The 19,000-nt window shown below is 28.9% G+C and carries 13 protein-coding genes; 3 read left to right on the forward strand and 10 right to left on the reverse strand.

Annotation, left to right across the window (positions count from 1 at the left end; genetic code table 11):
• Positions 1 to 7 precede the first annotated feature (7 nt).
• On the reverse strand, positions 8 to 235 hold the full coding sequence (locus tag RATSFB_RS06125) for a FeoA family protein (protein WP_014095169.1): 228 nt from the start codon (positions 233 to 235) through the stop codon (positions 8 to 10).
• A gap of 250 nt (positions 236 to 485) precedes the next feature.
• Here RATSFB_RS06125 and RATSFB_RS06130 point away from each other — a divergent pair, with 250 nt between their 5' ends.
• Positions 486 to 1,928, forward strand: coding sequence for a hypothetical protein (locus RATSFB_RS06130; protein ID WP_014095170.1), 1,443 nt, complete (start codon positions 486 to 488; stop codon positions 1,926 to 1,928).
• 69 nt (positions 1,929 to 1,997) lie between these two features.
• Here the strand turns inward: RATSFB_RS06130 and RATSFB_RS06135 are convergent, their stop codons facing one another.
• The 9 genes from RATSFB_RS06135 to RATSFB_RS06175 form a co-directional block, all read right to left on the reverse strand.
• Positions 1,998 to 3,224: a hypothetical protein gene (locus RATSFB_RS06135; RefSeq protein WP_014095171.1), complete on the reverse strand. Its 1,227-nt coding sequence runs from the start codon at positions 3,222 to 3,224 to the stop codon at positions 1,998 to 2,000.
• A gap of 36 nt (positions 3,225 to 3,260) precedes the next feature.
• Positions 3,261 to 5,393 carry a hypothetical protein gene (locus RATSFB_RS06140; protein ID WP_014095172.1) on the reverse strand — a complete coding sequence of 711 codons (2,133 nt, stop codon included), beginning with the start codon at positions 5,391 to 5,393 and terminating at the stop codon, positions 3,261 to 3,263.
• A gap of 50 nt (positions 5,394 to 5,443) precedes the next feature.
• Complete coding sequence (locus RATSFB_RS06145; RefSeq protein WP_014095173.1) at positions 5,444 to 7,372, reverse strand: hypothetical protein; 1,929 nt, start codon at positions 7,370 to 7,372, stop codon at positions 5,444 to 5,446.
• 134 nt (positions 7,373 to 7,506) lie between these two features.
• Entirely contained in the window at positions 7,507 to 8,982 is a 1,476-nt protein-coding gene (locus tag RATSFB_RS06150) for a M28 family peptidase (RefSeq protein ID WP_014095174.1), read from the reverse strand.
• 165 nt (positions 8,983 to 9,147) lie between these two features.
• A complete protein-coding gene (pepF, locus tag RATSFB_RS06155) occupies positions 9,148 to 10,941 on the reverse strand; it encodes an oligoendopeptidase F (protein ID WP_014095175.1) in 1,794 nt (597 codons plus the stop codon).
• Positions 10,942 to 11,889: an alpha/beta fold hydrolase gene (locus tag RATSFB_RS06160; RefSeq protein WP_371136985.1), complete on the reverse strand. Its 948-nt coding sequence runs from the start codon at positions 11,887 to 11,889 to the stop codon at positions 10,942 to 10,944.
• Positions 11,890 to 11,898: 9 nt separating this feature from the next.
• Entirely contained in the window at positions 11,899 to 13,671 is a 1,773-nt protein-coding gene (locus RATSFB_RS06165) for a M3 family oligoendopeptidase (protein WP_014095177.1), read from the reverse strand.
• Positions 13,672 to 13,682: 11 nt separating this feature from the next.
• Positions 13,683 to 14,702 carry a nucleoid-associated protein gene (locus RATSFB_RS06170; protein ID WP_044035592.1) on the reverse strand — a complete coding sequence of 340 codons (1,020 nt, stop codon included), beginning with the start codon at positions 14,700 to 14,702 and terminating at the stop codon, positions 13,683 to 13,685.
• Between the two features lie 129 nt (positions 14,703 to 14,831).
• The gene (locus RATSFB_RS06175) at positions 14,832 to 15,815 is read right to left on the reverse strand and encodes a LacI family DNA-binding transcriptional regulator (protein WP_014095179.1); all 984 of its coding nucleotides are present in this window, start codon (positions 15,813 to 15,815) and stop codon (positions 14,832 to 14,834) included.
• A 207-nt stretch (positions 15,816 to 16,022) separates the two neighbouring features.
• Between RATSFB_RS06175 and leuS the strand changes: the two genes are divergently transcribed.
• Both leuS and RATSFB_RS06185 read left to right on the forward strand, forming a co-directional pair.
• Complete coding sequence (gene leuS / locus RATSFB_RS06180) at positions 16,023 to 18,485, forward strand: leucine--tRNA ligase (protein ID WP_014095180.1); 2,463 nt, start codon at positions 16,023 to 16,025, stop codon at positions 18,483 to 18,485.
• A gap of 49 nt (positions 18,486 to 18,534) precedes the next feature.
• Positions 18,535 to 18,861 (forward strand): HesB-like protein, encoded by a 327-nt coding sequence (locus RATSFB_RS06185; protein WP_014095181.1) that lies wholly within the window; start codon positions 18,535 to 18,537, stop codon positions 18,859 to 18,861.
• Positions 18,862 to 19,000 lie beyond the last annotated feature (139 nt).

Here is a 19,000-nt window from a genome sequence, read left to right on the forward strand (position 1 = left end):
AACCCCCCTAAACTTTTATTCCATAAATAAATTTCGATTCCTCAGATCTAAGAGCAATCATTATACCTCTAACACCAAATAATATAAGTTCTTTTTTAAATCCAAACCTTATTACCTCTATTACAGTTCCTTTTGTAAAACCCATAGAAAGTATTCTCTCTTTTTGATATTTTAAAAGATCAATGTGTTTTATTTCTATGAGATCTCCTACATTAAATTCACAAATACTCTTCATATATTAGTGCTCCTCATAAATTAAATTTTAACTATAGCTAATCTTTCTAAAATTATATGTGTTTTTTAAAAAAATAGTTCTAACTACATATAAATATGCACCATGATATTTCTAGACAATATTTAAAAATTTATCGTTAAAAATCATTATAATTCTTAGTCAAATATTAAAATTTAACTATTTTTTTCGATAATTAATGTGTGTATTTAAATTTTGAAATTAAAAATCTTATATGTTTTTGGAGGTAGCTATGAAAAAAAATTTAAGATTATTATGCAAAATAATAATGACATCTTTTATATGCAATTTTGCAATTAGTAATGCAAACATAAATATTGCAAAAGCTACTCGAACATCTAGGCCAGTTGTTATAAATAATTCATCACAGGAAACAACAGACAATACAAATGAAACAAATAATAATAATTCATCCTCAAATAGTAATTCATCTTCAAATTCTACTTCATCGGATTCAAACTCATCTTCAAATACTAATTCTTCATCTACCAATAGCTCAAACGAAAGTTCTGATTCTTCAGATGGCTATACTATAATAGAACTTCTAAATTCTAATAAAAATCTAACTATAGATGATATAGAAAAGCTTGCTTTATCAGCATCACATTCATTAGATTTTATAGACGAGTTTAACCAAACATTTCCAGAGTTTAATCCACTCAGGCAAATTACTCCAATAGATAATAACTTAAATAACTATTTGGATGTAAATAACAAAGAAATTTCAACAATAAAAGTAACAAATACATCTCCTATTCCAATTTCTATTTATTCAGATCAAAATAACTGCAATATGCTATTAGGTGAAATTTCAACATTGCTTGGAGATTTAAAAAATGACATAGAAGAAGAACTCCCTTCAACTATTTTCTCATTAATGCCAACTATGTCAGTATTCAATGATACATTTAAAATTTTATGTGAAGAATACTCAAACGTCTTACAAAGTGACTATAAAAATCATATAACTTTAAACATTCTTCTTGAAAATTTAGAAACAAAGTTATCTTCACTTCTTAAATCTATTCAAGAATTTCAAATTCAACTTCCAGATTTAATATCCACTCTAAATAAGATTGCTGAAGATATAGAAAATAGCAAAAACAATAACACAAACACAGATGAAGAAATTCCATCAGAAAATACAAACGAAGAAACTGATAACACAAACTCTGAAACTAATACGGATGAAACTACTAAACCGGATGGAGAAATAATTCAAGATAGTAATCAATCATCAAACTCAAGTGATAAGAACGTATCAAACAATAACACAAACTCAAATAATAATAATACTAATACTAATACAGGCTCAGGAAATTCATCAGAAGATGTAACTGATAATACAAATGCACAAGAGATGGTATACTTAGGTGAATATGGTCAACAACTTATTTATGACGAAGAAAGTAATAAATACTATGAGATCAATCCTGAAAATCCTGAATCAGAAGAGTTTATAGAATATACTGGAGAAGTTACAGAAATGACACTTGAAGATTATTTAAGCACTGAAATGTATTTTGATAATGAAGGTAATGAATTATTTTATGATGAAGAAACAGATGAATTCTTAATATATGATGAAGAAACAGATGAATTTTTCATATACGAAGGAGAAGTAACAACTATGACTCTTGGAGATTATCTAGATCTTCTAGAAAATCAAGAATAGATTGAACTTTTTGTTCAATCTATTTTCTTTATAATAAAATTAAAAGGTAGAGCAAAATTGCTCTACCTTTTAATTATCCATCTCTAAATTATTCATATCTTCTATAAGACTTAGCCCCGCACCATAATATTCATCACTTATATCTCCATTTTCATGCATAGCATCTAATACATCTTCTGTAATAGCACCACTTCTTATACCAAAATCAAGAAGTATTAAATCATCAGCACTTAAATATCCTTCAGTAACTAAATAATGTTTTTCTGCATCCTCTGTTGACATAAGCATATCATCGCTAACACCTACAACAACTTCTTCTTTGGTATTTGTTCCTGACTTAACTATTATTTCTTCATATAAAATATCATCATCTTCGTCTTTTTCATTTATTTCAAGCCTTATAACATTTGACGTATCCTCAGAACCTAAATTTATAACTTGAGATTTTGAAGTATTCTTATTCAATACCTTAGTATTTTGATTATTTTTATTAGTCGATACATTTACCACAACTGATTCTTCTTTATTTTGTGTTTGTGTTTCCTCTTGTTTTGATTCCTCTACAACAGTATTTATTTCTTCCTTAACATTAGTATTTTCATCTACAACAGTATTTATTTCTTCCTTAACATTAGTATTTTCATCTACAACATCATTAACTATTTCATTTACAAGCTCATTATCTACTATATCTACTGTATCTTCAATTTCATCATATAATGATTCATCTAAATCTTCGCTTTCAGTTACTATATTTTCAATTTGTGTATCATCTTCTTCTGCAGCTCCAAATCCTCCAACATGTATTCCTTTAGGTGGAGAACTAGGCTTGTGTAAATTCCCTTTAGATCTCATAGATTGGGCAGACTGAGCTTCTTGAAGAGAAGTATTATCAGCAATAGATATATTTATTACTTTAGATTCGTCTTCTTCTTCTTGAGCTGACAACCTCACATTGTGTTCAGAAGATGTCTCAAGTAATTGTCTCATTCTTTCTTCTTCTGCTCGTCTTTTTTCCTCTTCTGCTTGTCTCCTTGCCTCTTCCTCTGCTTGTTTTCTCGCATTTCTTTGAGCCACAGTATCTGCAACACCTTGCCCAATACCAGCTACAGTACCTACAACCGTAGAAATAACACCAAATAATACTCCTATTAAGGCCTCAGACTCTTTTGGTTTTTGGTTACCTATAGCAGCTGCACTAGTTATACTAGCAACAGTTGCAAGTAGCGCAGCTTTCTTTAAAATTCCTTTTCTCTTACTTTGTTCATTATTCTTATTTACATTAGTAGTTCCCATTTTTTCATCCTCCTTGAATATACAAATCCTTAAATATTAAATTTTACCACTTGAATTAAATGTATCTAACAACTGATTTATAACTTCTATTTGTTCACTTGTAAATGTTCCATCTTGTCCCATCTTTTCAACCATAGATTTATTAATTTTTGAAGATAAAATCAAGTTAACTACAGCATCATATTCTCTTGCAGTAAATATTCCATCTGCAACACTTTTATGAGTTTCTGCTTTCTCTTTCGCTCTATTATATTCTTCTTTACTATATGCCTTATATCCATAGTTTTCACTCTGTGATATTACACTCTTACCACCAAACTTAGTATCGGTATACATACCACCATATCCACTAGCTGTAGCAACTCCAACTACCTGAGCTATACTTCCTGATGGCACAAAGTTACCATCTTTATCAAAGTATCCTGATCCATCTTCTAAAACTAAATTACCATCTTTATCTATACTACCTACGCCATTAATATCAATAGATCCATCTGGTTTAATAGCTCCACTTCCATCTGGCAAATGCAGAACACCATTTTGGTCAGTCCAGCTTCCATCTGGGTGAATAACTATTCCTGTGAAAACGTTCAATTTACTTCCATCTGGGAGTATTATAACTCCATTTTCTGGATCATATTTACCACCTAGCTGAGCTGCTAATTTTTCATATTCCTGAGTTTGCTGCTTTTTCGCAAGCTCCTCTTGTGCCTTTATTGCATCTTGTTGAAGTTTAACCTGCATTTCCATTGATTGTTGTCCTTGAATTATACCTGCTATAGATGTACCTAGAAACGCAACTGTACTTAAAAGACCAACCGCTGTCATAACTTTATTAAACCTACCTCCGCTTGAACCACTTTGTTGAATATTGCCTGTATTACCAATTCTATTTGTATTTACAGATTCATTGCCTTGAGTTTTTAAGGAAGATGATTTAACTCCAGAAGTACTAGGTTTAACACTTCCATTTTGTGATCCTGATGTAGTACTTCCCTGTCCTTTATTTCCAGTCGTTGTACCATTTGATGGTTTACCACCTGAATTTGTTTGAGTTATAACAGGTTGTTTTTGGGAAGAACCACTTGATCCACTTTGATTTGTGCTTAGACTAGGTTTATTTTGTGAAGTTCCTGTGTTTGGCTTTAATTGAGATGATCCAGATCCAGCACTTCCTCCTGTTAATGGCTTATTTGATCCACTAGCTGTACTGTTTTCAAATTTACTAGTCAAATTAGATGTATTCCCTGGCTTCACTGGAACATCTGGTTTATTTTGTGAGCTTCCAGTTGTATTACTACTATTTGGCTTTAATTGAGATGATCCACTACTTGCCCCAGCTGATGGCTTATTTACTGCACCAGTTCCATTATTTTCAAATTTACTAGTTAAATTCGCAGTATTCCCTGGTTTTACAGGAGCATCTACCTTATTTTGTGAATTTCCTCCAGTTGATGGTTTGTTTACTGAACCAGTTCCACCATTTTCATACTTGTTAACCAAATTAGATGTATTCCCTGATGGTATACCTGTGCCATTTGTACCTGAAGTACTTGTATTCGGCTTACTTGGTGCTGTTACAGTATTTCCTGCATTTGGCTTACTTGGTGCTGTTACACTGCTTCCTGTATTTGGCTTAGTTGGTGCTGTTATACTGCTTCCTGCATTTGGTTTAGTTGGAGCTTTTATACCTCCTCCACTAGATGTTCCAGATGTTAATCCTTCAAATTTATTGATCAAACCACCTGTATTTCCTGGTTTTATACCTGTACCAGTTGTACTTGAAGTTCCTGAAGTTGGTTTATTTGTTGAAGTTGTACCTCCTGGCTTAACTGTAGAACTTATACCTGTACCTCCAGGCTTAACTGAACTTACACCTGTACTCGGCTTATATGAAGTATTCCCTAAACTTGTTGTTGGTTTAAATATACTTGTCCCTCCATTTACAGGGCGTTTAAATCCATTACTACCTGTAAACGTATTAACTTTAACTGGATTAAACTTAACCGGAGCTTTCATCATAGCAGATGCCTTTTTTACAGTTCCTATATGCTGAGCTGCTATTCCCGTAACACCAACTAACGCTGTAGCCATAGCTACTCTATTTAAAAATTTCTTTCTTGATAAATCAGAATCATTATTATTCCGTTTATTATCATTTGAATTCATAATCCCTCTAACCCTCCTTGGACCTATAAAATAAGTATTATCTTATTTTGTTAAAAACTTCCATTAGTTTGAAAATACTGAAGCAGTTCAAGTGCAGCATTTGACTGCTCTAAACTTAAAAGATCATTTTCATACATGTACTCAATCATGAAGAAATTCATCCTACCACCTTCTATATTTTCCTTAATAGATTGAAGTTCTCTATGTGTAAAAATTCCCTCTTGAATAAATTTTTCGAACATGTCCTTATTTTTAAGAACCCTCGCTTCAGATATTCCTGTTTCAAATTTTGTTATATCATTATTATCGTAATCTACATCTTCATAATACATAGAGTAAGTACTTCTTCTTGTATTATCTTCATTTTTCTCTATTACAACTGCATCCTCAAACCTTTCATCAACAAACTCATCTTCTTTAGAATCCCCTCCTCCATCTTCAGAAGGAGTAAAGTTTCCGTCCTTATCATAAACTCCTGAACCATCTGATGGATAAAAGTTTCCGTCCTTATCATAATGTCCAGAACCATCTGATAAGAAATAATTCCCATCTTTATCTATATATCCAGTACCATCTGAGTAATGGAAATTCATATCTTTATCATAATATCCAGAACCATCTGCTAAATGGAAATTCCCATCTTTATCTATATATCCAGATCCATCCTTAAGCTGATAATTTCCATCCTCATCATAGTATCCATCTGAATCTGATTCATCAACTTCCCCAGATTCTACCTCTGATGCACTCTCCATTGCCATCTGAGCTTTCAGCATCTCTCTCTCATGCTCCATTTGCTTCTCTTGCATTTTCATCTGAGCTTCTATCGATTCATTCTGAAGTTTTTCTTGAAGTTTCATTTGCTCTGCTGCCTGCACAGAACCCATTATACTAGATACTGCAAATCCGGCACTCATAAGGTTACCAGCAACACTCGAACCAATTTGAATTTTATCTGCAAGACTTGGCTTATTAGTTTGATCTAACTGAGGCTTATTTGCAGAACCTCCTGCATTATTATTATTGTTATTATTTGCGTTAGCATTATTATTAGATGCGCTTCCAGAGCTTGGCTTATTACTATTTGCATTAGCATTACTATTAGATGTGTTTCCAGAGCTTGGCTTATTACTATTTGCATTAGCATTACTATTAGATGTGCTTCCAGAGCTTGGCTTATTATTATTTGCGTTAGCATTACTATTAGATGTGCTTCCAGAGCTTGGCTTATTATTTGAATTGTTAGTGGATGTAGAATTATTATTTGGTTTATTAGTACCTGAACTATTAGTAGAAGTATTTGGTTTACTAGGAGCTGCGCTATCTCCTTTACTACTTCCAAATCCTCCATCTACACTTGAAGATTGGTTTGAATTAGATGATGTGTTCCCTGGTTTCTTTGTTGTATTCGAGTTACTGTTACTAGGTTTATTAACAGTATTTCCACTAGGCTTATTATTTCCTGTACTAGTTGTTACAGGAGGTTTTTTACCAACTATGGTGTTACTTGAACTAGATGATGACGAACCTGAACTACCTGTTATTACATTACCAGAACTAGGCTTGTTTGACGTACTTCCTGATGAAGATGATGTCCCTCCTGGCTTACTTGAACTAGTTGATCCTCCCAAAGGTTTTTTATTTGTTGAAGATGATGATGTTCCTCCTGGCTTATTTGAAGTACTTGCTCCTCCCACTGGCTTATTGCTTGTAGTACCACTCGGCTTGCTTGAACTACTGCTACTTGAACTACTACTTGATCCAGATGGTTTAGGTTTAAGTGTAGAAGTAGTTGGTTTTTTGATAGGTGGCTTTTTAAATGAAGGAAGTTTAAACTTTAATGCTTGAGCCTCTTTAGGGGGAAGTTCCGAAACTCCAATACTAGTAATTGTTGCAAGAGTTGTTGCGATTCCAAATGACTTAATAAGTTTCTTTCTAAAGCTTTTATCATTTTTAATTTTATCTGTATCCCTACTCACCAATTTCTCCCTCCTTGAAAATTAATGATGATAAAAAATAAATTAATCAAATCTTTCTCTAACTACTTTTATTATCGTAATACAAAAAATTTTTTAAACAAAAAAAATGAAAACTTTAATCAAAAAGTTTTCATTTAATTCTCTTTATTAGGTTTTAATAAAATTATCCTAAGAATCACATAAAATACAATTAACGCAACTAAAAGTATTGATAGATTCTTTATTAACATATCATTTTTACTACTATCCTCTTCCTCATAATTCCCAATTGAAGAAGAATAATCGAATATAAATTTTTTAGATTTTATCTCAAAATTGCTATTTTTAATGTCATCTCTCACCAAGTTATAATTGTCAGTAAATTCTTTCCTATACGTGTATGTCACAATTTCATCATTTACAAAAACAAATTCACCATTAACATTATCCTTAAAATTAAACTCAAATTCATCTATATTTTTCAGAAAATCAATTCCATTAGGAGAAATAACTTTAACAGTATAATTACCCTCATCTAAATTTTTAAATTCAGTAACTAAAGTTTCATTTAAAGTAATCTCTTTTATCTTTTTATTACCTTTATAAAGAACGTACTTTACTTGAGATATCTTATCTAAATTCTCCTCTGATAACTGAGTTATTATCTTTATACTTCTATTTTCTCTAACCAAATAATTAAATAATACTTCTACGCAACTGGATAAATTCTTCGTAACAGTATCAACAAAATTTCCCATCACATAGTTATAATTATCATCACTACTTCCTTCTATTATTCCAATACCCTCTCCAGTAGGATCATCTGGTAAACCATAATTTTTATCTACACTTTCAAAAGAAGTAGCTTCAATTTTCCCAAATGGAACATTACTATATTTAAATGGAACATGATCTCCTATATCTGCACAAACCCCTTCTGGAATACTTTGTTCCAAATTTTCTTCAGTAGTCAGAATTTTAATTTTCAACTCTTTAGATAATGATAATAATTCATCTCTAACAAATCCCTTATTTCCACTATTACCATAAACGTATAAATTTTTTCCGCTACCAAGAGACGTTAAATTCAAAAAATACATTATCTTATCAAGTTCATCTTGAGATCTAGTTGATACATAATGTGTTGATCCTATTTCTCCATTTTTTCCACTACCAAATAATACAAATTTTAAAGTAAATGGAAAACTCATATCCTTAACCCTATCTGCAACCTCAAGTAAAACAGAAACACCTGTAGCTCCTTCAAATCCTGTTGATCCATCAACATTTTCTGAATCATAAGAAGCTCCAATTATAACTTCTAAATCGCTCGCTCCTTTTTTAGTTGCAATAATATTGTGAGATAAATAATATCCAGGAGTAAAATTCAAAACCGTGTCTTCAGGAAAAGAAATCTCTTCAAATGAAGTATCATAACCAAAATCTCTAAGTAATCTTCCTAAATAATCCGCTGTATAAACCTCACCTTCACTAAAAGAAACTCTAGGTATTCTAGATATCTGTTCTAAATAATCAAGTGCATACTTCCCAAACTCCTCAGCTTGTACACTCGGTTTAAAACAACATACAAACAAAACAATAAAAACAAATATCTTATATATCCTCTTCAACTACTTTCACCCTCTCCAACACTAAAACTTGATTTCCAAACATATAATCTATTAATTATTTTAAAACTTTTCGTTAAATATTATACCCTATATTTAAATTTTTCGTAAATATATTAAAAAATAAAAAGACGATTAAATAATTAATCGTCTTAATTTCTATACATTTTAGATATTCTTCTCTAAAATATCTAAAAGTTCAGAAAATCTACTCACTACATTTTCCATAGGTGTTTTAGTTGTCATATCTACTCCAGCAGATTTTAATATCTCTATTGGATAATTACATCCACCCATCTTTAAAAAATTATTAATATAATTCTCAACTGCACTCTTCCCATTCTTTATTATATCTTGAGAAAACGCAAAGCTAGCTGCATAACCAGTTGCATATTGATAAACATAGAAACAAGAATAAAAATGTGGTATTCTACTCCATTCATAAATTATATAATCGTCTAATACTAAACTATCTCCATAATACTTCTTATTCAAATCTCTCCATATTTCACAAAAATCATCACTAGTTAATGATCCACCTTTTTCAACTTCTCCATGTACAATAAGTTCAAATTCTGCAAATAACATTTGTCTAAATACAGTAGTTCTAATATTTTCAACCTCTTTATTTATAAAATATAAATACTCCTCCCCAGTTGAATTATCTTGCATATATTTATTTAACAAATGCTCATTACAAGTCGATGCAATCTCTGCCAAAAATATTGGATAGTTATAATTGAAAAACGTTTGATTTTTTCTCGAATAATAAGAATGAATTGAATGTCCCATTTCATGAACTAAGGTAGATAAATCATTAAATGAATTTGAATAATTCAAAAGTATATAAGGATCAGTATCATAACTTCCTGATGAATATGCTCCACTTCTCTTACCTTTGTTTGTATAAACATCTATCCATCTATTTTCTATTGCTTCATTAAATATTTCTAAATACTCTGTACCAAGAGGCTCGAGTGCCTTTAAAGATATATCAAGAGCTTTTTCATATGAAATATCCTTAACCGAATTTTTAACTAATGGTACGTATAAATCATAACTCTTAAGCTCATCGACCCCAAGCATACTCTTTTTCAAATCTATATATCTGTGTATTTTATTAAAATTTTTATGCATAACATCAATCGCATTTAAATAAACAGATTTATCTACATTGTTTCCAAACAAATTACCTTCAAGAGCCGAGTCAAATTTCTTTACTTTGGAGTACAAAACATCATTTGTAATTGATGTAGATAGACACGTAGCTAATGTATTTCTATAATCCCTATATGTAGAAAATAATTTTTCGTACGCATCCTTCCTAACTTTCCTATCGTATGATGTTAAAAACACACCATAGTTTCCCTCATTTAATTGAACTTCTTTCCCACTCTCATTTGTTATAAATGGAAATTTTAAATCTACATTTTTAAATGTTGATACTATATTATCCGGAGCATCAATTGATGATCCAAACATGCTCAATACTTTTTCTGCTTCTTCAGACAAAATATGTTTCTTACCTCTTATTAAATTTTGTATCCTAAATCTAATGTCCCTAAGCTCCTCATCTTCTACAAGAGATTTTAAAAATTCATCACTTTTAGAAATAAGCTCTGTATCTATAAAACTACTCATAGATGAAAATTCATAATAAAACTGTTCAACTCTTGTGTATATACCTTGATATAAAGTCACAGATCCATCTTGATCTTTTTTCATATGAGCATAATTCATTAGTTTCATTATTGTTCTTAATATTATCTCAAAATCGTTAAATAAGTTTAATACTTCTTGTTTCGTATTAAGCTTACCTTCATAGCTCCCAATTTTTTTTGAAGATTCCTTAATATTCTTAAATTCCTCCTCAAATTCCTGTGTGTTTTTATATATCTTCTCTAAATTCCACGTATATTTTTCTTCTATACTCTCTCTATTTTCAAAATACTTTACATCCATTTAATCATCTCCTAATTGTAAATTTGATAAAAATGTTAAAACATCATTAAAAGCATCATATTTAATATCTTCAACAAATATCTCATGCCTAGCACCATCATAAATTATATGCTCAACATAAATTCCTTGATCTGTGAGCGTCTTACTCAATTTATTAGATCCTTTATTAAATGAACAAACAGGATCCAAACTTCCAGTTAATAATAAAATATTTAACTTTTTAGGTATATTTTTTAAAGATTTAAAACTTAAAGTACTTTTAATTCCACTAAATAAATCATGGTAAAATTTCAAAGTATAGTTCTTTATCCTTAAACTATCTTTATTGTAGTTAGAAATAACCTCTTTATTTGATGTTGTAAATGCAAAATCATCAATTTCTTTATCTTTTTCTTTAAAGGTTCTATTTAATGTATTATAAAAAGTATTAATAACAAATTTGTTTGGTTTACTTGCATCTATAAATCCACACATAAATTTAGATATTAAATAACTTCCATATACATTCAACTTACTTCCAATACCAATTCCTGATATCACAAGTCCATCGATAGATTCTCCATAAACCTCAGCATACTTAAGCGATAAATACGCTCCCATACTATGTCCTATTAAAAACACTTTTTTGTTTATAAATTTTTCCTTAATAAATAAATTGATTCGCTTTAAGTCTTTAACCATTACAACAAAGCTATTTTCATCAGAATTTGAAACAAAATATTCTTTACCTTCATTGTACTTACCATGCCCTCTATGATCATGTATCACAACAACATAAGAATTATCAACTAAAAATTTTATAATTTCCTTATAAGATCCGCTATGTTCTCCTTTTCCGTGAGAAATTTGTACAATTCCCCTAGTTAAAGCTGTGCATTCTCCATAAATATAAACGTCTAAATAAAAATCATCAAAACACCTAACTTTTACAGTTTCCTTTTTTATAATAGATCACTCCTAACAAACTAAATCTTTATACTTATAGTACTTATTTTTAAGTATTTCTATAGACTTTCTAAAAAAATCCTCCTCGCTTATATCAATATTAAATATTTTTCCTAATTCCTCTAAATTATTCTTTCCAGACTTACTAAGCAATTTTTCATACTTTTCATGAAAAGTTTCCTTATTATTTAAATAACAATCATAAATACCGATTGAAAAAAGTAATCCAAAAGCATATGGATAATTATAAAAATTATACTTAAAATCATAATAATGAGATTTATAAATCCACGCTTCTTTAAAATACTCATCATTCATAGAATCACCATAAGCTTCTTTTTGAGCATTTAACATAATCTGATTTAAATTATCTGGAGTTAAAAACTCATTTTCACATCTTTGAAATACTTCCTTCTCAAATAAAAATCTACTATATATATCAACAATTACTTGAGTTGCACTATTTAACTCATACTCTAAAATAATGATTTTCTCTTCTTCATCTACAAAATTAAACGCTTTATCACAAATTAAAGTTTCAAAAAAAATAGAAGCAGTTTCTGCAATTGTCATAGGATAATTCGTATTTAATATTCTCTCATTTTTAATCAACTCTCCATGATAAGCATGACCAAGTTCATGTGCAAGTGTAAATATAGAGTCATATGAATTATTGAAATTCATTAAAATCCTGCTTTCTTTTATTGGAATTATGTTATAACAAAATGCTCCTCCAACTTTCCCCTCATATATATTAGAATCTATCCAATTATTATCAAAAGCATTCTTTACAAAATCCCCAACCTTAGTTGAAAAATCATAAAAATTTCCAATCAAAAAATCTTTTGCATATAAAAAATCTACCTTATTTTTAGATTCGCGTGTTTGAGCAAACAAATCACTATAATAAATCTTATTTTGTTTATCTCCCATAATCTTTCCCTTAAGTTTCAAAAATTCTCTAAATAAAGGTAAACTTTCTTTCATAACGCTCATTAAAGATTCAAAAGTTTTTTCAGAAATTCTGTTATCTTTTAGAGTTTTACTTAATGGAGAGTCATATTTCCTTTTTTTGTTATCATAAATAACACTCTTTTTAATGTTATTTAGTGCAAAAGAGATTGGATCTTCCATATACTTGTACAATTTTTTCTCCGCTTCTAACGCTTTGAATCTCAAATCCCTATTTGAACTTTCAAGCATACTTCTACATTCTGTAAGTGGAATCTCTTTAACCCCATTACCAATATCCAACTCAACTTTATACTTTGATATCAAAGTATCTTGAAGTGCAGAGTAAGACATTGCTCCATAATTTAAAAGAGATGCCATACTCTCCTCAACTTCATCTGATAATAAATGCTTTGAATTATAAATAAGTTCTTCTATTAAAAACGAGTATTCATTCAAAATATAACTTTTATGTAATATAGATAAAATATCTTCACAACTTGATACTATTTTGATTATTATCAGTTCTATTGACACAACTTCAACATAAATATCTTTCAATATGCAATCATTGTCCATAGCATCTTTATCATTAGAATCACAAGCCATATTCAAAAATATAAAGGATGATAATCTCATAAATAGCGAATAAATATTCTCGTATTCTAGAAATACATTCTCTAAAATTTTTAAAATTTCATCCTCTTTTGTATATTTAAGCGTAATACCTTTAAATCTATTAAAACTTTTAATACTATCTTTAAGTAATAACAAATCACTCTTAAATTTTTCCGAAGAAAAACCTTCATATATGTTATCTAAATTCCACTTCATAAAATTTTCTCCTACTTTTCATTATAATTAATTACATACTTAATAATCATATTAATACTCCCATCACCATTTTTATTTACCTCAAATCTATTTATATCATAAAAAGAATCCTTATTAATATAAAGATCTATATCTCTATCTATCTTCAATCGTATTCTATCATATTTTTTCGATACATAATCTTTATCAATTTGAACTTCACCATATATTCCATTATCCTCTGTAAAACTAACAAAATTTTCAATATTATCCTTATCATTATCAAAAATCTCTCTAGCCAAAGAATTTATATTTAAATTATCTTCATTTAATATTTTCTCTCTAATTAATTCTCTTATTTCAAACGCCTTATTTGCATCATCTTTTATATTTTTACGCGTCCACTTCTCTGCAACAGAAATTAACTCTTTAGTCTTTGAGAGAGTTGAATGCATTTTCTCACAATTTAAAAATTTCTCCTCAAAATACGTTTGGCTTTTTGTGTTTACAAACTTCTTATCTAAAAACAATAAATTAAAATCCCCTTCATAATTTTTCAAAAATATACACGCCCTATTTACTCTTTGAGATGTGCTTGGAAGAGTAATATATTGAGGGACTATGTCTATCTTCATTTTATCATTATTATAATCAATCTTGTGTATATAATTTTTAACATAATCAAATTTTATCATACACAAAGCATCACCAAACTCAGTTCTAAGTTTTAAAAATAAAAGGTCGCAAGAAACCTCTTCATCCTCTTTTATTAAAATATCAAAAAATATTTTTGAAATATTCCCTGATACTTCAATAAGGCTCATATCCCCTTTTAAGAACTTATAAACGTTTTGTATAAATTCAGGTTCTTTATAAAATTTACCTAAATTAAGTTCATCATCTTTCAAAATCTTTTCTACATGTTTAGTTAAAAATAATTTTATCTCTTCATTTGATAAATTTAAATAATCTTCATTTAAAATAGGATAATCACAATTCATATCAAGAACATGTATTATACCTTCTTCTATATTAAATTCTTTAATTTTCAAATTCTTATCCTCCAAGATTAAAACGCTAAATCAATTTCAAATCATTTTATAACAAAACTTTTTCAAATTAAAGAACGCCTAAAAAATAATACAAAAAACAAAAAAAGAGCCGATAAACATACGACTCATTTAAATTTTTGTTGATTCTCTTTTTAATACATCGCACTTTATTTGCATTTTACTTATGTTATTCCCATTTATTATATTTTTAAGTGAAAAATAAGCCTTAACCCCAAGCTCAAACTTATCATAATTAACGGTCGATAACGACGGATTCAAATAATTAAAGATAAAATTATTATCAAATCCTATTATAGAAATATCTTCAGGCACTCTATAACCTTTATTAATTAAAATATTCAAAATTCTATATGCTGTAAAGTCATTATCCGCACATATTGCATTAGTATGAACACTATCAACAAATTTTAATATTTGTAAATCAAAATCTTCACTAGAAACATTTAAAACATTATCGGGATTATAATTTATTCCAAAAGATGTTAAAGCTGCTATATAACCTACAAGTTTATCTTGATAAACGTAATCATTTCCCTTAATGCTAACAAAACTAATTTTTTCATGTCCCATATCAACAAAACATTTAACAACTTTACTCATAGCATCTATCATATCAATACCAACATATCCTATGTTTTGTTTATCAATATTTACATAACTATTTACTATGACGATTGGATAGGATAATTTAAGTATGGATCTTCTCATGGAGTCAGAAATATTATTTAATAATAAAAGTGCACCCGATAAATTATTAGATCTTATTATAGAATCTATACATATCTTTTTAACTTCACTTTTCAAATATATTATCGATGTACTGTTACCATCTTTAATACATTCACTATTAAATCCCTGTATTATATCGTAATTTAAAATCTTTTTATATTCATCACAATTTTGATCAACGATAATACCCAATTTTAAATTAAGTTTATTGGAAATATTTTTCTTTATATATCCAAGCTCATTTGCAACTTCGATAACCTTTTCTCTAGTTTTTTGACTTATATCCGTCCCACCATTTAAGGCTTTAGAAACAGAACTTATAGATATTCCCAAACTATCCGATATATCCTTAATCGTTACCATATTCTCACTCCTTAAAATAAATTTTCAACATATCTTAAAGATTTTTTCGTAAACCATCCTAAATTCTTTATAAATTTTACAAAAAATAACTGATTTCTATTAACGAACTTATTCAATATTGACAACATAAAAAATTTTTTTATATACTTAGCTTAATTTAAAAGTTAACTACGTTATAGAAAATTTTAATTTAAAGGATGATATAAAATGAATACAGGCTACTCCGTCAAAATAGATAAGGATTCCCAAAAATTTTGGGAGGATCAAGAAATTTCTAAATTCGATTTGAACAATGAAAAAGAAAAGCTATATGTTCTTGAAATGTTTTCATACCCATCAGGAAGTAATCTACACGCTGGACATTGGTTTAATTTTGGACTTGTAGACTCATACGCACGATATAAAAAAATGAGTGGATTTAATGTATTTCAACCAATGGGATTCGATGCTTTTGGACTTCCTGCAGAAAACTATGCAATAAAAACAGGAATACACCCTAAAGATTCCACAATGAAAAACATCGATACTATGAGATTACAGCTCAAAAAAATGGGAGCTTTATTTAATTTTGAAAATGAAGTAGTTACATGTACACCTGATTACTACAAATGGACTCAATGGATATTTTTGAAATTATATGAAAACAATTTAGCTTATAGAGAAAACGCTCCTGTTAATTTCTGCCCTTCTTGCAATACGGTTCTTGCAAATGAACAGGTTATAGATAATTGTTGCGAGCGATGCTCAACTGAAATTGAAAAGAAAAACTTAACTCAATGGTTCTTTAAAATAACAAATTATGCTGATGAACTAGTTAATAAATTGGATTCATTAGACTGGCCTGATAAAACAAAATCTATGCAAAAAAATTGGATTGGAAGATCGTTTGGAACTATAGTTAATTTCTCTATCGATAATTCTAACAAAAATTTTAATGTATTCACAACGAGAGTAGATACTCTCATGGGTGTTTCTTACGTTGTTCTAGCTCCTGAACATAATCTAGTTTTGGAAATAACTACAAAAGACAATCTTAATAAAGTTAAAAATTACATAGAAGAATCATCTAAACAATCAGAAATAGATAGATTATCTTCATCCAGAGAAAAGACAGGAGTTTTCACTGGATCTTATGCGATTCATCCGATAACAAATAAAAAAATCCCTATTTGGATTTCAAATTACGTTATATCAACTTATGGAACTGGAGCTGTAATGGCAGTTCCTGCACATGATGAAAGAGATTTTGAATTTGCAACCAAATTTAATCTTCCTATAAATAAAGTTATAACAAATAACAAGGAAGATGAGCTTCCTATGACGAAAAAAGGTGTATTAATAAATTCTCTTCAATTCAATTCATTGTCATCAGATGAAGCTAAAGATAAAATCACTAAATATTTAGAAAGTATAGGAAAAGGAAGTTTTAAAACTACATTTAGACTTCGTGATTGGCTAATATCTAGACAGAGATATTGGGGAGCTCCTATACCTATAGTACACTGTGATGACTGCGGAATTGTACCAGTTCCATACACATCACTTCCTGTAGAACTTCCTTACAATATTAAATTTAATGCAAATGGTAAATCTCCACTTGAAGAGTGTTCTGAATTCAAGGAAACAACTTGTCCAAAATGCAATAAAAAAGCTAAGAGAGAAACAGACACACTAGATACATTTGTATGTTCATCATGGTATTATTTAAGATACGTAGATCCTAAAAATAATGATGCCCCATTTGATAGTAATAAAGTAAACAAAATGCTTCCTGTCGATAAATATGTCGGTGGACCTGAACACGCTTGCATGCATCTTTTATACGCAAGATTTATAACAAAAGCTCTACGTGATATGGGATATTTAAATTTTGATGAACCTTTCACATCTCTAACTCATCAAGGGTTAATACTTGGACCTGATGGATTTAAAATGAGTAAATCTAGGGGAAATACAATTTCTCCAGATAAATACATAGAAGAATATGGATCAGATGTATTTAGAGTGTATTTAATGTTTGCATTTACATACACAGAAGGAGGAGCTTGGAGTGACGACGGTATAAAATCTATTTGTAAATTTATAAATCGAAGTGAGAGGCTCATAAATAAATCATTAGATATATTAAGAAATAAAAATTTCATTTTTGATTATGATAAAGAGGCTCATGAAGAACTCCTATTTGCTCTAAATACTTCAATTAAAATGATAACATCCGATATAGAACAACTTCAATTCAATACTTGTATTGCTCATTTTATGAAGTTAACAAACCAATTTTCAAAATATTTAAACACAAACAAGATAACTTACGATGTTTTAAAAGATTTATTATTAAATTATTTAAAAATATTTGCACCATTTGCTCCTCATTTCTCTGAATATTATTTTGGAATAGTTAAAGAATTAGATAATGAAGCTAAAACTTCTGTTTTCCTTGAAGAATATCCTAAAGCAGATGAAAAGTATTTAACTCGAGATCAAGTAGAAATTGCTATTCAAATTAATGGAAAAATTAAAACAAAAATATATGTGGATACAAACTCTAGTGAGGAAGAAATCAAAAATATTTCTTTATCAAACAACGATATAATAAATAACATAACTGGAAAAACTATAGTTAAAGTTATCGTTATTCAAAATAGACTTGTAAATATCGTTGTAAAATGATAAAAAATATTATAAAATTTTTATGTATAAGATACCAAGGAGGTAAAATATGAATTTTGTAACTATAAGTAATGAAACTTTAACTGAGTTTAAAAAATTACTTTCAGACAATGATATAAATTCAAAAATTATAAGAATAAATCTAGCAGGTATGGGATGTGGAGGTCCAACATTCAATATCGTTATAGATGAACAAAAAGAAAGTGATATATCCTGTACAATTGATGATATAACATTTATTGTATCTGATGATCTACATGAAAAATTTGGAGATTTTATAATAGAAGGAACTGCTGAAAATAATAAAGGATTAATTTTAAGACCTGTTAATAAACCTAGCGGTGGAGGGTGTGGAAGCTGCGGAGGCGGATGCTAAAATAAATAATAAAAAATGCTTAGATTTATAAATATTAATCTAAGCATTTTTATATATAACCCTATTTCCTTACTTATATTCAAAATTCTAATCCCATTATATATCTTGTAAAATAAATAAAAATAATATAAAATATACA

This window comes from Candidatus Arthromitus sp. SFB-rat-Yit (genome assembly GCF_000283555.1).
Lineage (GTDB): Bacteria > Bacillota > Clostridia > Clostridiales > Clostridiaceae > Dwaynesavagella.